13 protein-coding genes, 2 tRNA genes and 1 pseudogene are annotated in these 20,383 nt (G+C 42.8%); 4 read left to right on the top strand and 12 right to left on the bottom strand.

The window, feature by feature from the left end; all coding sequences use genetic code 11:
• Positions 1 to 162: 162 nt before the first annotated feature.
• Entirely contained in the window at positions 163 to 375 is a 213-nt protein-coding gene (locus EXN75_RS18010; RefSeq protein ID WP_223176151.1) for a hypothetical protein, read from the bottom strand.
• Positions 376 to 814: 439 nt separating this feature from the next.
• Positions 815 to 1,133, bottom strand: a pseudogene (locus EXN75_RS06080) (pyridoxal 5'-phosphate synthase lyase subunit PdxS); the annotation flags it as partial.
• Between the two features lie 256 nt (positions 1,134 to 1,389).
• Between EXN75_RS06080 and EXN75_RS06085 the strand changes: the two are divergent.
• Both EXN75_RS06085 and EXN75_RS06090 read left to right on the top strand, forming a co-directional pair.
• Positions 1,390 to 2,460 (top strand): AAA family ATPase, encoded by a 1,071-nt coding sequence (locus tag EXN75_RS06085; RefSeq protein ID WP_134843160.1) that lies wholly within the window; start codon positions 1,390 to 1,392, stop codon positions 2,458 to 2,460.
• A 385-nt stretch (positions 2,461 to 2,845) separates the two neighbouring features.
• Positions 2,846 to 4,129 carry an ATP-binding protein gene (locus tag EXN75_RS06090; RefSeq protein ID WP_134843161.1) on the top strand — a complete coding sequence of 428 codons (1,284 nt, stop codon included), beginning with the start codon at positions 2,846 to 2,848 and terminating at the stop codon, positions 4,127 to 4,129.
• Between the two features lie 167 nt (positions 4,130 to 4,296).
• On the opposite strand, the gene pdxT is transcribed toward EXN75_RS06090, so the two are convergent.
• The 10 genes from pdxT to EXN75_RS06140 form a co-directional block, all read right to left on the bottom strand.
• Complete coding sequence (pdxT, locus tag EXN75_RS06095) at positions 4,297 to 4,866, bottom strand: pyridoxal 5'-phosphate synthase glutaminase subunit PdxT (protein ID WP_134843162.1); 570 nt, start codon at positions 4,864 to 4,866, stop codon at positions 4,297 to 4,299.
• Between the two features lie 65 nt (positions 4,867 to 4,931).
• Positions 4,932 to 5,807, bottom strand: coding sequence for a pyridoxal 5'-phosphate synthase lyase subunit PdxS (gene pdxS, locus EXN75_RS06100; protein ID WP_117587530.1), 876 nt, complete (start codon positions 5,805 to 5,807; stop codon positions 4,932 to 4,934).
• Between the two features lie 157 nt (positions 5,808 to 5,964).
• On the bottom strand, positions 5,965 to 6,933 hold the full coding sequence (locus EXN75_RS06105) for a hydroxymethylpyrimidine/phosphomethylpyrimidine kinase (RefSeq protein ID WP_134843163.1): 969 nt from the start codon (positions 6,931 to 6,933) through the stop codon (positions 5,965 to 5,967).
• A 45-nt stretch (positions 6,934 to 6,978) separates the two neighbouring features.
• The gene (locus EXN75_RS06110; protein ID WP_223176152.1) at positions 6,979 to 9,783 is read right to left on the bottom strand and encodes a two-component regulator propeller domain-containing protein; all 2,805 of its coding nucleotides are present in this window, start codon (positions 9,781 to 9,783) and stop codon (positions 6,979 to 6,981) included.
• Positions 9,784 to 9,878: 95 nt separating this feature from the next.
• A complete protein-coding gene (locus tag EXN75_RS06115) occupies positions 9,879 to 12,335 on the bottom strand; it encodes a glycoside hydrolase family 2 TIM barrel-domain containing protein (protein WP_187349074.1) in 2,457 nt (818 codons plus the stop codon).
• Between the two features lie 18 nt (positions 12,336 to 12,353).
• A complete protein-coding gene (locus EXN75_RS06120; protein WP_134843165.1) occupies positions 12,354 to 13,439 on the bottom strand; it encodes a glycoside hydrolase family 53 protein in 1,086 nt (361 codons plus the stop codon).
• A 376-nt stretch (positions 13,440 to 13,815) separates the two neighbouring features.
• Positions 13,816 to 15,384, bottom strand: a complete 1,569-nt coding sequence (locus EXN75_RS06125; RefSeq protein WP_134843166.1) for a pectate lyase family protein — start codon at positions 15,382 to 15,384, stop codon at positions 13,816 to 13,818.
• Between the two features lie 119 nt (positions 15,385 to 15,503).
• Positions 15,504 to 18,338: a pectate lyase family protein gene (locus EXN75_RS06130; RefSeq protein ID WP_246031313.1), complete on the bottom strand. Its 2,835-nt coding sequence runs from the start codon at positions 18,336 to 18,338 to the stop codon at positions 15,504 to 15,506.
• Positions 18,339 to 18,355: 17 nt separating this feature from the next.
• Positions 18,356 to 18,715 (bottom strand): subtilase, encoded by a 360-nt coding sequence (locus EXN75_RS06135; protein WP_134843167.1) that lies wholly within the window; start codon positions 18,713 to 18,715, stop codon positions 18,356 to 18,358.
• A gap of 224 nt (positions 18,716 to 18,939) precedes the next feature.
• Positions 18,940 to 19,012, bottom strand: a tRNA-Phe gene (locus tag EXN75_RS06140).
• Between the two features lie 161 nt (positions 19,013 to 19,173).
• Here EXN75_RS06140 and EXN75_RS06145 point away from each other — a divergent pair.
• Both EXN75_RS06145 and EXN75_RS06150 read left to right on the top strand, forming a co-directional pair.
• Positions 19,174 to 19,249: transfer RNA gene (locus tag EXN75_RS06145), tRNA-Pro, on the top strand.
• Positions 19,250 to 19,315: 66 nt separating this feature from the next.
• Entirely contained in the window at positions 19,316 to 20,344 is a 1,029-nt protein-coding gene (locus EXN75_RS06150; protein WP_134843168.1) for a helix-hairpin-helix domain-containing protein, read from the top strand.
• Positions 20,345 to 20,383: the final 39 nt, after the last annotated feature.

Genomic DNA, 20,383 nt, shown 5'->3' on the forward strand with positions numbered 1-20,383 from the left:
TGATGTGTAAACCATTTCAGTAAGGCTTTTCTGATTGTGTATAGTATTTTAGTAAGAAAGTAAATTATGTGTATAGTAAATCAGTAAGTATAACAAGAAAGGTGTATACTACTTTCAGTTAAAGACAACGCATCGTTAAAGTTCATACATTTGCTTCCTTTATTATCCCCTTAAACTCAGCTCCAAAAACTTGTCGCATAACTGAAATACCCCATCATCTTGCGTGATAAAATCTCTGTCAAGCAAAGTCTTGACCGCACCTTGCACGGTGCTTGCACCAAGACGATACTTCTGCAAAAACTCTTGAGACATCAGAGAAGAGGGTTTTCCTTCCAAAGCGATAGCCGTGAGTACCTGCTTCTGTTTGGCTGTCAACTGGTATATCAACGCTTGATAGGCAAAGCGATGCTGGGCAAGAATGCCATCAATCGCAAAAGTATTCCGGCGAAAGATATCCTTCTATAATAAATGGATTTACCTGTACCATAAGCATTTACGTCATTATGAGTTTTACGTAACGAAGATTTCATAATGCAAAGATACGATGAATATTTGTAAACGGCAAACATTTATCGGAAAAAAGTATCGGGCATTCAAAAAAGTATCTTAGGATACTTGCTCATGTATCTTAAGATACTTGGCAATGTATCCTAAGATACTTTGCAATATAGTTTCATGTGCCCATGAAGCCTGTTTCATCGGTCAACGAAGCCTGTTTCATCATGGGATGAAGCCTACTTCTTGCACATCCCCAGAAAATACTTATGAATCTCCAGACTTTCGTTCAATTCAGGATGGAAGGCGGTAACGAGCTGGTTAGCACCTCGCTCTCGTCAATATAGTCGATTTCGATAGCCTGAAGAATCTGAGCCTCAGCGAAGTGACCGATGCGGCACTTAGCCATTACAGGGATAGAAACAGCCTCCTGAATACCCTTGATCATCTTAGGATCTCATACGAGAAACACCACCTGCTGCACGGATATCAGCTGGAATACGTTCCAAAGCCATTACTGCACATGCACCTGCAGCCTCTGCGATTCTTGCCTGTTCTGGAGTTGTTACGTCCATGATCACACCACCCTTGAGCATCTGATCCAAGTTGCGGTTCAATTCTTGTCTATTTTCTGCCATAATTCTTATATTTTTATTCAATTACGGTTGCAAAGGAAACATTTTTCACTGAAAACAGAAAAAAAATTCCATTTTCTGCAAACATTGAGTCATTTTGTATAAAGGATGATTCGCAAAAGTATAAGCCATATTCCAAAATATGCAAAGCTCTACACAAAAAGATTTGTTAAACAACAATAATTTAAAGGAGTTTATCATCTGAGCATCTTTATTTTTCGTATCTTTGCGAAAAGTTTCGTTACGAAAAATTTCGATTATGGAAAATCCGTTTAAATTTGGCTCATTAGTTGATGCCCCATACTTTACAGACAGAGTGAAAGAACTGGACTACATCGTCCAGTTTCTCAAGAGCGAGAACCACCTTGTTCTTATGTCACCACGACGTTTTGGTAAATCAAGTCTCGTAAAAAAGGCTGTTATCCAAACCCAGCGACCATACCTATGGCTCAATATGCAAGCCGTGCTCAGCAAAGAAGATTTTGCGGGAAAGCTTCTGAAGGAACTGCTCAATCAGTTCAAACTTGAAAAGATGAAGCACTATCTTCGTAACTTCCGCATCATTCCTTCTATCAATATGAATCCTATGACAGACGAGCTATCGGTTTCATTCCAACCATCAACCGACAGTGGAACAACAGCAATAGAAGATGTTTTAAATACAATCCAGAAGGTATCTACACCTCAAAACAAACTGATTGTTGTCTTGGACGAGTTTCAAAGCATCCTGGAAATCGACAAAAACATGGATAAGCAGCTCCGTTCCATCATGCAGGAACAGACAGGCATCAATTACATCTTTCTGGGTAGCCAGGAATCGATGATGACAGATATCTTTGAACGGGTGAAGTCTCCATTCTATCATTTTGGAATGCTGATGAGACTCAACAAGATTCCATACGAAGACTTCAAGTCATATATTGCAGACAGATTGGAAGATGTATCAGAGCAGGCTGCTCAAATTGCAGACGAGATACTGACCTTTACAAGTTGCCATCCATACTACACGCAACAGCTTTCATTCGCAGTTTGGAACAACCTGGTAGCTGGTAAAAACGAGGATGTACTCCAACTCGCCGTAGAAGATATCATAACGACCCATGATTTAGACTACGAACGTTTATGGCTGAATTTCAACAAGACAGACAAGTATGTTATGGTCAGCATCTGCGAGGGCAACAATCCTGCACAAGACAGGAACCAACCTACCAGCACGATGACCAGTGCCTTATTGCGTTTAAGCAAGAAAGGCTATATCATCCGAAGTGACAGATATGAAATAGAAGACCCATTCTTCAGGAAATGGATACTCAAGAATATGATTGAGTAAGATTATATATTGAGAAATCGCCAACGAAGTCTTTCTACAGCTTCACTGGCGATTTTGCAAGAGAAATTTATCTATGTGTTAACAAAACAAACTCGCTCCAAATTGGACTTGGATTGGATATCAAGAAGTTTCAACTCTATATTATCTGATTCTTTTTCTTTTTATTCCATATCAAACGCATTTTAGTTTTCACGTATAAGACATTTCGTTCATGTAGAATCTGCATTTTAGCAAAGTTTGAAGAACAAAAAAAATGCATTTTAGCAAAGTTTGAAGGATAAAAATATGCATTTTAGCAAAGTTTAAATACGCTAACATACTGATTTTAAACATTTTATTGTACTTTTGTAATCGAAATAAGAAACAATCCTCAAATAGAGCAATTATGGTAGATGAAAAAGTGATATTGCAAGTCTTAGCTGAGCAACAGGAATATGTTCAAAGTTATGAACCCCAAAAGTGGGTCAGCCGATATGAAGAAAGCCTTTTTGAATTAGATAGTCCGCTTGCACAAGTGGTTATCGGTGTGAGACGAAGTGGCAAATCAACACTTTGTCATAAGGTTTTATTGGAGCATCATGTGAAATATGGGTACGCCAACTTTGATGATGATCGCTTGGCTAAGTTGAAAACAGAAGACTTGAATACCGTTCTCTCTTGCATCTATCAAGTGTATGGCACGGATATCAAATATATATTTTTAGATGAGATTCAAGATGTAGATGGATGGCACTTATTTGTCAATCGTCTGCTTCGCAGCAATTTACATTTAGTGGTGACTGGCAGCAATGCTAAATTGTTGAGTGGCGAGCTTGCCACTCATCTCACAGGGCGTTACAATGAGATTCATTTGTTCCCTTTCTCCTTTTATGAATATTGCAAGTTTCATCATGTTGACCTTGTTGGCATTACCACCAAGGCTGACGCTGAAAGGAAGCGAGCCTTTTTGGACTACATTGCCGATGGAGGATTTCCTGAGATGCAAAATATGCGCAACAAGCGTGGCTATGTACAAAGTTTGATGGAAGCCATCGTTACCAAGGATATACAGCGCCGTTTCAACATACGCAACGTTAATGCTTTGCGAAAGATAGCCAACCACCTTATCAACAATGTTTGCCAAGAGGTAAATTATGATGATTTAGCAAAAATCCTGAGTATGTCGGATGTGACAGTTAAGAAGTATGTGGATTATCTGCGTCAAGCATTCCTTATACAACTACTCACCAAGCATTCCTTCAAGAGTAAGGAGCGCATCAGAAATGCCAAGGCTTATATCGTAGATTCTGGTCTTCAAAATAATCGTGACAATGCGTTTGCAGCAGAGAACATTGGGTGGCGCTTGGAAAATGTCGTTTACATTGAACTTTTGCGCCGATGCACAAACTCTTTTTTGGATATTTATTATTACAAGGAGAATCCACGTTCTAAGGAAATCGACTTCGTTGTATGTAATCAAGACAAGGCAGTGGAACTCATTCAGGTAGCCTACGATATAGAGGGAGAAAAAACTTTCAAGCGAGAGACGGATTCGCTCATCAGAACCTCTTCTGTCTTGCGTTGTGATAAGTTGACTCTCATTGCTTTTACCAGCACTCGTGATTATAAGATTGACGGTAAAAGCATCCGCATTGTGTCGGCCATTGACTGGTTGCTGGAACGGAAATAGCCTTCAATAACAGTATCTGACATTCAACAAAAAAGTATCTTAGGATACTTGCTCATGTATCTTAAGATACTTGGCAATGTATCCTAAGATACTTGGCAATATAACTTCATGTGCCCATGAAGCCTGTTTCATTGGTCAACGAAGCCTGTTTCATCATGGGATGAAGCCTACTTCTTGCACATCCCCAGAAAATACTTATGTATCTCTAAACTTTCGTTCAATTCAGGATGGAAGGCGGTAACCAGCTGGTTACCCTGACGGGCAGCTACAATCTTGCCATCTACCTCGGCAAGAACCTCGGCATCTCCCCACACCTCTTTAATATATGGAGCACGGATGAAAGTCATAGGGATATTTCCCTCGATACCCTTCATCGGAGCCTCGATGTAGAAACTGCCCAACTGGCGACCATAGGCATTTCTCAAAGCCGTGATATCCATGGAAGCAATGCGATGACTTGGCTCACCCTCTATCTTCTTGGCAAGAAGAATCAAACCAGCACAAGTACCATAAACAGGCAAGCCTGCTGCAATGGCCTCCTTCACAGGTTCCATCAATCCGAGTTCATTCAAGAGTTTTGCCTGGGTAGTACTCTCGCCACCAGGAATAATCAAGCCATCCTTGGGCTGATCCCAATCCTTCAACTGGCGCACCTCAAAACTATCCACACCCAACTGAGCCAACTTCTGTCTGTGCTCAGCAAAAGCCCCTTGTAAAGCTAATACTGCTATTCTCATATTTTTCCTAATACAAAAGCCCCTTCTTTTCAGGAGGGGCCTTCCAATTAAAACATCATCATCTATTACTTACCTCTTTCAGCCATGAGGAGCGCAATCTCCTGCTCGTTGATACCAACCATCGCCTCACCGAGATCCTCACTCAACTCAGCCAGCATCTTAGGGTCGTTGTAGTTGGTAACTGCCTTCACGATAGCCTGAGCACGCTTAGCTGGGTTACCGCTCTTGAAGATACCAGAGCCTACGAATACACCCTCAGCACCGAGCTGCATCATCAGGGCAGCATCGGCTGGAGTAGCCACACCACCTGCTGCAAAGTTAACTACTGGCAACTTACCATTCTCGTGAACATACTTCACCAGGTCGTAAGGAGCCTGCAATTGCTTGGCAGCCTCGTAGAGTTCATCCTCGCTCATAGAAACCAAACGGCGTATTTCGCTCTGCATCATACGCATGTGGGTAACAGCCTGAACAACATCACCAGTTCCTGGCTCACCCTTGGTACGAATCATAGTAGCACCTTCTGCGATACGGCGGAGTGCCTCGCCCAAGTTCTTGGCACCACAAACGAATGGTACATCAAACTGAGTCTTGTCAATATGATAAACATTATCTGCTGGAGAGAGCACCTCGCTCTCGTCGATATAGTCGATTTCGATAGCCTGAAGAATCTGAGCCTCAGCGAAGTGACCGATACGGCACTTAGCCATTACAGGGATAGAAACAGCCTCCTGAATACCCTTGATCATCTTAGGATCGCTCATACGAGAAACACCACCTGCTGCACGGATATCAGCTGGAATACGCTCCAAAGCCATTACCGCACATGCACCTGCTGCCTCTGCGATTCTTGCCTGTTCTGGAGTTGTTACGTCCATGATCACACCACCCTTGAGCATCTGAGCCAAGTTGCGGTTCAATTCTTGTCTATTTTCTGCCATAATTTTATTCATTTTCTTAATTACGGCTACAAAGGAAACACTTTTCGATGAAAAACAAGAAAAAAGTTCTGATTTCTACAAACTTTGCGTCACTTTGTATAAAGGGCTATTCCTAAATGTATAAGTACTATTCCCAAATGTATAAAGTACAGTTCTTCTACCCCTTCTGTCTGAAAGCAGAAGGAGTAACTCCTTTCATTTTCTTGAAAAACTTGGTGAGATGAGCCTGGGATGAGAAACCGAAGGTATTGGCTATTTCCTGTACAGTATGGGTTGTAGTAGAAAGTTCACGTTCTATTTCCTTTACGATATACTCGTCAATGATTGCCTTCGGTGTCTTACCAGAGATACGGCGGGTAACCTGAGCCAGATAACGGCTGCTCACATTCAACTGGTCCGCATAGAAATGCACATCACTATAAGTGCGACAGAAATTATTGACCTGAGAGATAAACTGATTGTAGAGTTCCGAACTACGCCCCTGCAGATTACTCTCACGTGTCAACTCTACATTGATAAAATCCTGTGCCATCCCCAAAGCCTCCTCCATCTTGTTCCCCCGGTTCAGATACACGGCAAGGGCAGAAGAAAAACGGTTGGTAAGACCATGAGAATTGGCATTATCGAGCAGGAACACCTGCATTCCATGACCCTCAGCCATGCGCAGCAACTTGGTGTCTTGCAGAATAATATCATTTTCTTTCTTTCGGGCAACCACCACGGAACAGAGCGGCAGCAAACGATACTTGATCTGACTTACCACATCCTCCGTCATCAGCGCATCACCATTACTTGACCAGATGGCAGGGGCATAGATGATATAATCCGGGCGATATTTCGTCAAGGCATCGATCACAACCTCAAGCGTCTCCACCCGACGAATCATACCCACCTTCACAATGCTCGGTTGAATATCGTTCATGATAGCCTCTATCTGTCCCGAAACAATCTCGGCTGGAATATCAAAGAATGCCTGAATACCCAAGGTATTCTGCACGGTAATGGAAGTGATGGCAGAAACTGCATAGCCTCCCAACTCAGAGATCGTCCTGATGTCTGCCTGGACACCAGAACCACCCGTACTGTCAGAACCCGTAATGGTCAATATCGGTTGTATCGTCTTCATACCCTAATTACTATTGAATTCTTCACTCTTCACTTAATTCTTTACTTAACTCTTCATATACTCTGTCGGCGTCATACCAAAAGCCTTGGAGAAGCACTTAGAGAAATAACTGTTGTTGGAGAAGCCCACCGTGTACATCACTTCAGAAACGCTGAACTTACCTTCTTTCAACATCACGGCAGCCTTGTTCATTCGGAGTTCACGGATATACTCTACAGGAGTTTTTCCTGTCATCGCCTTCAACTTACGATACAATTGCTTGCCTCCAATACCTAATATCTCCTGCAAGGTGGTCACATTGAAGTCAGAGTCTATCATGTGGGTCTCTATCGTCTCGGTAATCTCCTTCAGAAGCCGTTGGTCTGCAGCATTTAAAGCAGGTACTTCTGCCTCCTTTTTCTCTATCTTCACACCTAAATAACGGTTGGTAAGTTCCAGAATCTCATCAAATGAGCGATGAGTCACGGCGGTCTTCAAATCCTCTGACAGACGATTGAAGAAACTGATACGTGCCTCTACCTGCTCCAGGATTTCAGCCTTCTGCCTGCGTTCCTCCACCAGGCGCTCACGCACCAGATAGAATTTCATGATTCCCCAAGCCAATACAATAGCCAACAAAAGATAAACTAACTCTGCCCAAATGGAAAGATACCATGGTGGCAATATCGTAATATCAAGAGAATACACTTCGGCTCCTATATTACCCTCACCATCCACGACATGCACCTTCAGATGATAATTACCATATGGCAAACCATTATATCTGATATCCAACCTTTTCTTATTCAGATAATGCCAGTCGTAATCACTACCTTCCAACCGATAAGCATAGACAGCAGAAGGATGGTCGGAGAACGGAAGATCTGTCAGCTGAAGGGTAAAGCTATTCTCATCACTTGCAAGTTCCAACTCCTTCATATTGCGAGGAGCTGCATCTTGCCATTGATTTCCATTGACCACAATACCTGCCAACATCAGTTTGGTCTGCAACCCTTTCTCCATCGGCATATCGGCACGCAGACAGATATAGCCATCGTTGCCACCCATCATTACCATGTGCTGAGCCTTAGAATAGAAAATGGCTAAAGGAGCAATAGAAGAAGGAATCTTGAAACGGGAACTCTTGCCATCCAAATCGATGATACAACATTCCTTACCGCATACCACCCAGGTCTTGCCATCCACATCACACATAGTAATCACTTTTCCGCCTATCTTCCATGTCTTCGTCTTCAGCTGCGAGTGGTTGGCAGAAGGATTTATCACAAAACATTTCACCTCTGTGTTTCCACCTGCCCAGACATTTCCCTTAGAATCTGCCATCAAATAGTTGATATCATCCTTGTGCTCAACAGGAACCACCTTCATAGTTTGCGGATTGATACGGTCCAAGCTACTGAAACTGGAAGCCCAAACCATACCTTGTGCATCTATCACCATCTGTCCTACATGTAAACCAGAGAGTGCATTCTTACCTTGGTCGGAGAAATGATAATCAGCCACGATAGTAATAGAACCTGAAGCCTGAGCCATCAAAGACAGAAGTCTCTGCTTGCTGATGACAAAGATGCCTCCCATATAGGAAGCCATCCACATTCTGCCCTGCTTATCTTCCAGCACATCGTATGCCCAGGCTGTAGAATATTTGCCAGTCTTGTCGCAGACGATAAAGTTATGCATCTGTTTGGTTTGGCGATTGTAGTAGTTGACTCCATGATCCGTACATACCCATACGTCCCCCTTGCGATCTTCATAGATTTTGCGAACACGATTATGACTCAGGGGATAAGACGAACTGTTCTGCTTATACCAGGCAACATTGCCATCCGATGCATTTTGACTGGCATTCATTCCAAAACGAATCAAGCCATTGGTTCCTCCCAACCACCATTCTCCATCTCTGGTCTGACAAATTTCATGCAGACAGTTACCTTCTCCCGAAAGAGTTATCTTATCAAGCGAGGTATATTGGAAATAAGTATGCGTGGAAAGACGGGATAGACCATTATCCGTTCCTATCCACACATTCTGCCACTTATCCACAAAACAAGACCAGACGATATTATTAGGAATGGAAGAAGCATCACGGGAGTCGTGCTCGAAATGCAGAATGGAATTGTCCAAAGACAGGCGATAGAGTCCATTATCTGTTCCAATATACAGATTGCCATTGGATTCTTCTGCCAAACACTTGACGGAATTACCATTCAACTGAGAAATCCTGGTAAAATTCTTCAGTTGTAAGTCTGCACAATACAGGGCACCTTCTGTACCTATCCAGTAGCAACGGCGCTTGGCATCGTAAGCCAAGGCATTGACAAGAGGTTGCTGACTGTCGGGAAGCAGGATACGTTGCTTGTTCAATTTCGCCCAAGAATTCTTTCCGTTTAAAGCCTGCTTTTTTACTGAATACAAACCCGATAGAGTTCCCACGAGCAATCCCTTAGGTGTATCCAGCAAAGCATATACTTCGCTGCCAAAAACTATCTGTCTGTATTTCAGGAGAATCGCTCTCTGTTCCAAAGTGCTTTTTCTTCCACTATCCTTTGTTGCATCAGCAGACGGCTGTACATAAGAATTAGATTGCAGATTGAAGCACATCATACCCTTGTCTGTAGCGAGAAATAACTGCTCTCTATCTACAGCCATTGCATAAACGCGGGTATTAGAAAAAGTATGCTCTGTATATTGCTTATAACTATGATAACCATCATAGCAGTAAAGTCCATTCTCTGTACCAAGCCACATCATGCCCTGACCGTCTTGCTGGATAGAACAAACCGTCTGTGCCTCAGCCAGAGACACATTAACAAAACGTTGTGCATTAAGAGCACAACTCAAAAAAAGCATGATAAAAAACATGCCAATATGCTTAAGAGTCAACTTCATAAGTGCAAAAATACACATTATTAAGCATACTCGCAAACATATTGGCATAAAAAGAATTAAATACACTTCAAGACCATCGTCTTTTCTATATTTCTCTGGGTATCTTTCACCTTGAGCGTGATATCACCCTTCTGTTTCTTACTTTGTACAACAACTACCAGTTTTCCACTGAAAAGTTTCATCTGTGGCTGTGTAAAAGGCTCAAGCGAAGTTGCATCGCCATTACATGCAGCCTTAAAGATTCCAGCACCAGTTACCTCGAAAGTCAGTTCATCATCGGCAAGCGGACATTCATTGCCATCCTTATCCAAGAGACTCACGGTGATAAAGGCGAGGTCATTGCCATCAGCATTCAAAAGCAGATTGTGTTCGTCTGTACAGCCCTCTACCATACAAGCGATAGGCTCATGGTCTGGAGTTTCCACACTGAACTTCATCTGGGTAGGCTCACCAGCTGTTCGCTTGACATCCTCACCCACTTTTTCACCATACTGATTGTAAGTAACCACGCGAATCTCACCTGGTTCGTACTTCACATTATTCCAGCGGAGGCGATAGCGGTCCAATCGACTTGACTTGTCCTTGCGCACTCTGCCCTGACTCTTGCCATTCACGAAAAGTTCACCTTCCACACCATCTGTATAGCAATAAACCGGAGTTACCTGTCCTTCACGACCTGCCCAATTCCAATGAGGAAGAAGATGGGTGGTATGCTGAGTTTCATTCCAGCGGGAACGATATATATAATATCTATCCTTTGGAAGACCAGCGAGGTCGCAGATGCCAAAGTAGCTGCTGCGGCTTGGCCAGTAGGTATCGTAAGGAGTAGGCTCGCCCAGATAGTCGTAACCCGTCCAGACAAATTCACCGATCACCCAACTGTAATCATCCTGCATCTTCCAATCATCATCTGGAAGATTACTCCAAGAACAATACTCTGTATCATAGCTGGAGCACTGACCATCCGGGTATGGGTTGTTGTCGCTGGCACGCACCTCGACAGGGAACTTATACACGCCACGGGAGCTGACGGTAGATGTCGTCTCTGAACCCAGCAGGAAGCCCTGAGGCAACTGCCCTATATTCTTATAATATTTATGTACGCGATAGTTGAAACCGGGAACATCCATCACCTGTGCAAAGCCTGATTTTAAAGCAGCCTCAGCCTTATCCATACCCTGAGTGACAGGACGAGATGGATCATACTGATGGCAGAGGTTCTGCAGATGCTTGGCTATCTCCATACCTTCCTTGCTCCACTGCTCAGGAATCTCATTGCCGATGCTCCACATGATGATGCTTGGATGATTACGATGATGCTTCACCAAGTTGGTGATGTCCTTATCGCTCCATTCCTTGAAGAACTTGGCATAACCATTCTTACATTTAGGATAAATCCACATATCGAAGCTCTCAGCCATTACCATCATGCCGAGGGAATCACAGATTTCCATCTGCATAGTAGAAGGCATGTTGTGGGCTGTACGGATGGCGTCGCAACCCATCTCCTTCATCGTCTTGATCTGGCGGATGAGGGCAGCCTTGTTCTCTGCAGCACCCAACGGACCAAGGTCGTGGTGCAGGCAGACACCCTTGATCTTGCGGGTAATGCCATTGAGCTGGAAACCATTATCCTTGGATACCGAGATGGTACGGATACCGGTCTTCAAGGTCTGGACATCAGCCACCTTCTTTCCCTCATATCGGGTCAACTTCACCTGATAGAGATAAGGAGATTCCGGAGACCAGAGCTGAGGATTTGTTACCTTCAGGGTAGTCTTGATTTCTGGAGTAGCACCCTGGATGGTTTGCTCAGCTACCTTAGTACCTTTCTCATCAAACAAGGCGATGACTGTCTTGCCAGACTTACCTATCTTTCCATCCAAAAGAGCATTTATCTCTACTTCAGCTTCCTGTCTGTTGGCTTTCAAAGTACGCACGAAAGTATCCCAGGTAGAGAAGTTTTCATTGCCATACAGTTCAACAGATACCGGACGGTAAAGACCGCCACCCGGATACCATCGGCTACTCTCCTCTACATTATTAAGATGTACCTCTATCAGATTATTCTTGCCAAACTGGATAAAAGGAGTGATGTCGATACGGAAAGCATTGTAACCATATGCCCACTTGCCAGCTTCCTTTCCATTTACGGTGACTACAGGCTGGCTCATGGCACCATCGAAAACCAAGACGGCACGCTTGTAACCCTTTGGAGCCGTCCAGTTCATCTTATACATCCCCTCACCTATCCAAGGCAGCGCACCCGAGCGGCCTGACTTCTCAGACTTCTCTTTCTCACCATTCTGCTCAATAGCCACCATCTGCAGGTCCCATTTCTTATCGAAAGGACCCGAGATAGCCCAATCGTGAGGCACGGCTACCTGAGACCACACTTTGCCATCGCGGGAGAAATCCCACGATGGTAAATTTATTATTTTTCGGCTCTGCGCCTGGCACATGGTAGAGAACGCCAGGGCGAGAGACATGAAAGTAATGCTTTTCTTGATCATATCTTTTATTTAATATTCTTATTTATATGCATCGAATACAGCAGTTGGTTTACCGGAGTTATCAAAAGCTCCCTTGGTATAAGCACCCCAACCCAAAGTACTATAGTTGGCAGGCTTCCAGTTGTTGTAAACCTCAGGTTCCCAATAGAAGATACCTTCGCAGGTAGGAATAGCCTTGCAGCCATCCACCATCTTCTCCATCATTGGCGCAGCCTGATCAGAACCCCACCACATACCTATCTCTGAAACGATGACATTGCAATTGTACATCTCTGATAAAGTCTTGATATTATTCAGGCAACTGGTGGTTAATTCCTGCCAATTGTTATCTTCTGGATAAAGTGACATACCGATGACATCCCATTTTCCTCCCTTCTTCTTCAATTCACCAAAGAGCCAGGTATAACGGCCGAGATTATTACCCTCATCCACGTGCACAATGACTTTAGCCTGTGGATAAACTTCCTTCACGGCATCATAGCCAGCATTGACATAAGCAGCAAAGTTGGCTGCATTCTCTGATACCTGACCGGTTATAGCCTTATCGCTGCTGAAGAGCATTCCATCACGGGTTTCATTACCCACCTGTACCCATTCTACGTTGGTGACACCTCTCTCTTTCAAGGCAGATAATACATCCTTGGTATGATTAGCTACCGCCTGTTTCATCTGCTCGAAAGTATAACCCTGCCAAGCAGCAGGTACTTTCTGGTTTCCCGGATCTGCCCAAGTATCAGAATAATGGAAATCAATCATCAAGCGATAGCCGAGCGCCTGTGCACGACTTGCCTTGGCGATGACATCATCCTTACCGCACCAACCACCTTCCGGATTTACCCACACGCGAAGGCGGATTGCATTTGTACCAAGGTCGCGAAGAAGCCACATGCACTCCTCTGCCTTGCCATTCTGATTATAGAATTTCACACCGTCCTGCTCCATTTCTGTGAGCCAACTGACATCGGCTCCCTTAGCGAAACCGCTCATATCGTATGTTTTCTCCTTTTCAGGAACTGGAGAATCGTCGCTGCTGCAACTTGTTCCTGTGATAGAGAACAAGAGCGCTGTAGCCAGCAACATGGCTTTTCCAAATAATTTCTTCATTTTTTATGCAAAAATAATCAAATAATTGATTGGTTTAAACCGATGACAACAACATCCGTAAGAATCTGCTTATCGGATAATACCCGATGAAGAACAATGCCACGAGAAAAAATATTTCTCTTAGATTTACTCAAGATTACATTCATTGTTAGTTTAATCTTTTAGGTTTATTGTTTTATTGAATTGTTTCGCTTGCAAAAGTACTAAATATCGTAAAAACAACAAGACATATATCAGACAAAGATAAATAAAAAAAGGACAAAAGCCTGTTTTTATCGAGCTTTTGTCCGTTTTGTAGTTAATCTGGCAAGAAACTTTTATCCGTTTCTATCCATATCTCTATGAAAAAAATCACTTATTAGAAACAACTTTCTCGTTAGAAAATAACTTTCTTTACGCTTGCAATACCATCAAAGTTGATCTTCTTTACAATATTGATTCCTTTTTGAGGTGCAGAAAGATGGGAACCCGCCAAATCATAATATTCTATACGAGAGGTTCCTGCTTCTGATGTTTTTTCTGCAAATAAGATGCCAGTAGTAGCACCAGACATGGTATTTCCGTTAGCATCAAAAGTTTTGGCTGTATCGTAGTTTTTGATAGCATGATCGAACTCTGCTACATCTGTTGTTGGAATCTCATTGGTATAAGCCTTCCAGATTTCCACTTTACCTGCACCAGAATACTTCTCGCAGATGGCAGGAACATCCACCGTCTTGTCGAGATAATGCTGGGTGTAAGAGGCTACGGTCTGAGTAGGAACCCAATCGGTTTTGGTCACACCAAAACTTTTACTTATCTTAGCGCCATCAATATTGGTGTAACCCTCCATCAAGTTGTTACAACCCTTATAGATGCAGTCATAACCTTCAGCTTTAGAAATATTCAAGCTACCGCCTCTGTCTGAACGGATAGGCGACTTTGTATTCTCGAAATAGCATCCCTCTTCGTATGCCACAGCTCCCGTACGAATATCCCAACCATCCTCACAACCACGCATATAGTTATTATAATAATGTACATGACCACCACGTTGGAGAGGAAGACGAGAACCTTGGATATTATCAAAGAAATTGTGGTGGAAAGAGATGGTACGACAGTTTTCGTAGACATCAGTATCACCCTTACCCCACAAGCAGCTCTTGTCATGGTCGTGGAAATAGTTATAGCTGAAAGTCATCCACTGCACATTATTCTTACAGTCGAGCAAACCATCATAGCGGTCTTTGTTGGCAGCATCACCATTGAAGAACTCACAGTGGTCAACCCAGATATGTCCACCCCAGTTGGTCTTGGCACTTACCTTATCAGCCTGAATTCCGATGCAGTCAGGGTCGCCCACTTCTACTTGTGCACCATTACGCCAAGCCACAATCTTATTCTCACCAGTTCTGAGCACAGGTACACCTTTCATGGTGAAACGACAGTTACGGATGATGATGTTATCAACAGACTGCATCACGAAGGTGATATGAGAGAAGAGAGGAGCCTGGCCTGTTGCAGGGTTTACCACACCAATCAAAGTCTTGTTGGGGGCTACCATAATACGCTCACCATATGTTGTTTCCACACCACTTTTTCCACTTTGGTCATCAAGCAATTTACCTGTATTGATACCATCAACGTAACATTTGATGCCTGTAGTAATATCATGATCTACGATAACGATATATGGGTCAGTTGCCTGGAGATAGGCCTGCAGTTGAGAGAAGTTATCAGCCTTTACCACCTTGCCACCAGCGCCACCAGTAGTACCACCTGCACGATACCAGTTAGAACCAGGAACACCTTCGTAGGCAGCAAAGCCATCCATTGAGAAGTCACGACCATCCTGAATCTGTGCATTTGCCATCATTGAGAAGCCACAAAATAAAGCAGCAGCCAAGATGGTTTTACGGCAAGTTACCTTGAATGGTACTAAAAGAATAGGGTTTATATGTTTCATTGCAAAGTTTAGTTTTGTTTGTTGTTTTGAGAAAAAAGGGCTGTCCTCATCAAGAAAAGACAGCCCTTAGTTGATTTCATTTCATATATTTTTCCCTCATTGGGGAAAACATGTGTTTATTATTCTGTTACAGGTACAAGTTTAATGAGAGCGATTGTAGTTGCATCACCCTTTGTGATCTTATGGGCGCCAGCCTCAAGCACAACTGTTGTAGGAGCTCCTTCCAGCTTTACGCCATCTACCTTTACATTAGTTTTTGTACCAGAAACGCCATAATATACATACAGAGTCATCTTCTGAGATGTGGTGAAAGAAACTTCAGTTTTACTTTCCATCTTAAGACTTGCTATATAAGTTGTACCATCAATAACTGTTTCTTCCTTTTTAACATTCTTAGCTTCACCTGTCAAAACAAATGCACTATTAGAAGGAACAGCCTCTTTTCCGTTCACAGTAAAGCTGCATGTTACAGTACCCTCAATAGGAGTTACTGTGCTGCCACCTTCTGAACCACCAGTAGAGCCGCCAGTGCCACCTGTCTCGCCACCTTCTGTAGAACCACCTTCGCCAGAAGCATTGCTCTCACCGAACACTTTAACAACACCAGAAGTATAAGCATCAAGAATGCTTGCCAAAGCAGGCCATGGCTGCTGGTGACCATTTGTTACGACTGTTTCATCAGGAATAACGAAATCAATGTCACCATGATTCAAACGACCTGCGCCATAGAAACCTTCTACGATAGAAGGAACATCTTCTGCCTTATCTGCAGCGTATGCATACATGAGGCTTGAGTTGGTATCAAAGTTGTTGTAAGAAGTACCACCTACCAAAGTCTTTACACTTGTAGGAACCTGCTCACTTGGATCAGAAACCTCGTAGGCATCGAAGCTTGTATTGTTTTCTGAGTATGGGATATAGCTGAAGTTATCAGGCTTGTTGGCAAATACATTGCCGTATGCCTTAATCAAACCACCTTTCTCACCAGAGAAAGTACCATCACCCATAGCATCAGTACCCTGCAGAGAGCTCATGATAGGACGCTTGGTTGCATCAAAGTAGTTAGACTCCATGAATACACTTGAACCACTGGTTGCACCAATACCATAAACATCATTGTGCTGATAGTAGTTGTTGTACATGTGAACACTCATAGTACGAATACGAGCCATACGAGAGTCTGAATGGTCGAACCAGTTGTGGTGATAAGTGATATAGTTAGGGCCACTTTCACTCGTCATACCACACATAGAAGCCTTACCATTATCCCAGAAGCGGTTGTATGCTACAGTTATATACTGGGAGTCACCCTTGATATCTACAGTACCATCACCCTTGGCCTGGTCGGCAGCGCCACCCTTCTTGCCATAGAAGAGATCCATGTTGTGAATCCATACATGAGAGTTATCAGTATCAAGAGACATAGCATCATCCAGGCAACGCATGATAGCAAAGTTACGGAACTCTACACTCTTGGTATTACGAAGCAAGAAACCAAATCCATATACAGTAGCATCATCACCGACTCCTTCGAAAGTCATGTTCATTTCAGAGTGAGCACCCTTACCCTTAATCTGCAAACCTTCTGCAGAACTTGAAATTCCGTCCAAGTCAGAAAGGCTTACCTTACCGATGATTCGAAAGACGATAGGAGTTGTATCCTCACCCTTTTGATAAGCATCAATAATAGCCTGAAGACCCGTAATAGTCTCTGGCTTGCCTGTATCAACTGTTGTAGAAACAGTCTTGGCCGTCTTGGCTGTAATATACAGAACCTTAGCACCAGCCTTCAAAGTACCATCATTATTATAAGCACCTACACCATCATACTTGAAATGAGCAAAGCCCTCACGATTGTAGCTCTTTACTACCAAGTTAGAAGCAGTATTGGCACCAGCAATCTCTGTACCTTCAGCATTGACAGGAACAACCTTTACAGAATAAGTACCAGCCTTCAAACCGAGAACATCAGCACGATAGTAAGATTTATACTGACGAATCAGCTGAGCATCAATCTTCTTGTCATCTACATATACATTATAAGAAGAAGCGCCCTCGAATGGAGCCCACTTCAAGTAGGCAGACTCCTGCCAGCCCTTTGCCTCAGTAATCTGAATCACACCAGCAGGATTTTCAACATCACCACTTTCGCCCTGATCGGCCTTCTTAGCAAAACTGATGGCTTGAACAGAAGCATCATACTCATCATTCTCTGCACCAGACTTAGGAGTAATAATAGTCTTGTCACCTTCGAACTTAACACTTGTCAAGTCGGCAGTATTATAATACTTCACATCACCAGCATTGGTGGTAACATACATCTGATTGACCTTGCTGTTACGAGCAACGGCATTGGTAATTTTGTCGGTAGAACCAGGAGTAACGGTAGATCCGCCACCTACAGTCTCAACCTTGATGCTATAAATGTTCATACCACCACCATTGGTTTTCAACACAACATCACCATCAGCAGTTACAGTTCCAACGTTGGTAACCTGATCTTTTGTAGGAGTACCAAAAGAACCAGAAACCGAAGTCAAGTTAGCAGCATCTAAACAACGAGCAGTAGAAGTACTACCAGTCTTGCAGCTAACTGTTACTTTCTGACCAGCCTTCAGACTTGGAATAATCAAAGAAACACCATTTCCGTTCAATTCCAAGCGAGAAGAGCCATAGTTCAAGCGGACTTTTGCTTTTCCTTCGGATTTATCAGCAGGAGCACCAGCAGTAAACTTCAAGCCCTTAGTATAAGCCAATTCTGAGCCATTTGCAACAAGAGCCGCTTTCTCCAAAGCTAAGGTATAGCCGTAGCGATCAGTTCCCAATACCCAATTGGCATCAGCTGCACATAAAGCCTTATCAGCCTCGCTCATTGCACCAAATGTCCATGTCTGAGCCATGGCTGCACTCAAGCTCATCAAGAGGAGTGCCAAAGTAAATACCATTTTCTTCATTTTACGTTCCTCCTTTTTTACTTGATAATTACTTTCTTACCATTCACGATGTAGATACCCTTAGACAATCCCTCAAGAGAATTACCTACGAGTTGACCATTTAGGTTAAAAACCTTACCCTGCAATGACTTCTTGACCTCTTCTATCTTGTTGATTCCTGTAGTAGAATCATAAGAAAAAGAAAGAGACACAAGCGACATATCCTTCGTTTCAGAAGAATTGTCCGCATAATTGAGCGTTACGTTATCACCATCGAAGGTGATCTCGGTGACGGTTTTGTCTGAGACATTACCATCAATTTTAACGGTCTGCTTGTTGTTCGCAAAAACAACGGAAGCAAACATACCCGCTAAAAGCAGTAAATAATTTTTTTTCATTTTAAACTAAAATGTTTAGTAGATATATATTATTTTGGTTTTTATGATTTACTTTTACGCTGCAAAGGTAGCCAAAATTCTGATACAGCAAACGTTTTCGTTTCACTTTTTACACGCAAACGTTTTCATAAGTGTCAATGTGCCATTAAAACGAAATCTATAAAAACATTAGGGAAATAAAAAAAGCCGAATCTTGTTACGAAGATTCGGCTTCTAATAAGAAGTGGTACCACCAGGAATCGAACCGGGGACACAAGGATTTTCAGTCCTTTGCTCTACCAACTGAGCTATGGCACCAACTAATATGAACAAACAAGAATTCTCATTTGCGGGTGCAAAGGTAGTACTTTTATTTGATTCCACCAAATTTTTCCGCACTTTTCTTTCAAAAAAGTTTAAAATTTGCCTTTTTATTTTGAAATATATCAGATTTTATGTACTTTTGCAGCCAATAAAAGCGGGATTTAGCGCAGTTGGTAGCGCACGTCGTTCGGGACGATGAGGTCGCTGGTTCGAGTCCAGTAATCCCGACCAAACTAAGAGTTTACTTCCCGTAAACTCTTCATTAGATTATATTTCAACTTTAAATGCGAAAACGATATGCTTAAACTAAAAGATTTCTTTTATCTACAGCGTAACGACCGACAAGCCATTCTGGTTCTGCTCGGTATCATCATCATTTGTCTTACTCTCATTATCATTGTGGGAAAAGTCAATACGAAAGAATCAAGTTTGGAAAACGACTATTCTGCAGATAATAACCCCAAAAGCATAACTGGCGATAATCACCAAGAATCATCAACTGCAGATAAAAGCATTAGCGAAAAGCATCCTTTATATTATAAGGTAGAGGGAACAATTCATGAGTTGTTTCCTTTCGACCCTAATACTGCCGACAGCACCCAGCTTCTCAAACTCGGTTTACAATCATGGCAAGTACGAAGTATCTATAGGTTTCGTACTAAAGGCGGCATCTTCAGAGAAAAAACAGATTTTGCCCGTCTGTACGGACTTACCAAGAAACAATACGAAGTACTGGCACCTTATATTATAATAGGTGAAGATTACCGGCCTGCATCCGACTACTATGGAAATAGCAGAGGAGGCAAAGAAAGAGGCTATCAAAATTCTCCATACAAAAATGGTGCAAACACAAGTACGTATTCACAAGCAAACAATGGCGCTAATTCTACAAATGCTAATGGAAACAACATCTACAGTTATCCACAAAAACTGAGACCGGGGCAACATGTCATCGTCAACTCTGCCGACACAACAGAACTGAAGAAGATTCCAGGCATTGGCAGTTATTATGCTAAAAGCATCACAAGATACAGAGAACAATTAGGAGGCTTTGCATCCATTAACCAGCTGAAGGAAATAGATGGACTGCCAGAAGAAGCTCTGTCTTTCATCAAAATTACTCCTGGAGAAGTGAGAAAGTTGAATATCAATTCTCTCTCACTCAATCAACTTCGACGTCACCCCTACCTCAACTTCTACCAAGCGAAAGAAATTTGCGACTATCGACGGTTAAGAGGTCCTTTCAAAAGTCTGGAGGAACTAAAACTCCTCAAGAACTTTCCACCAGCAGAAATCGAGAGACTTAAGCCCTATATCATATTCTAAAAAAGGGTGCGTCACAGACTTATGACACACCCTCTTGGA

Source organism: Segatella hominis (genome assembly GCF_004535825.1).
GTDB classification, from domain to species: Bacteria; Bacteroidota; Bacteroidia; order Bacteroidales; family Bacteroidaceae; genus Prevotella; species Prevotella hominis.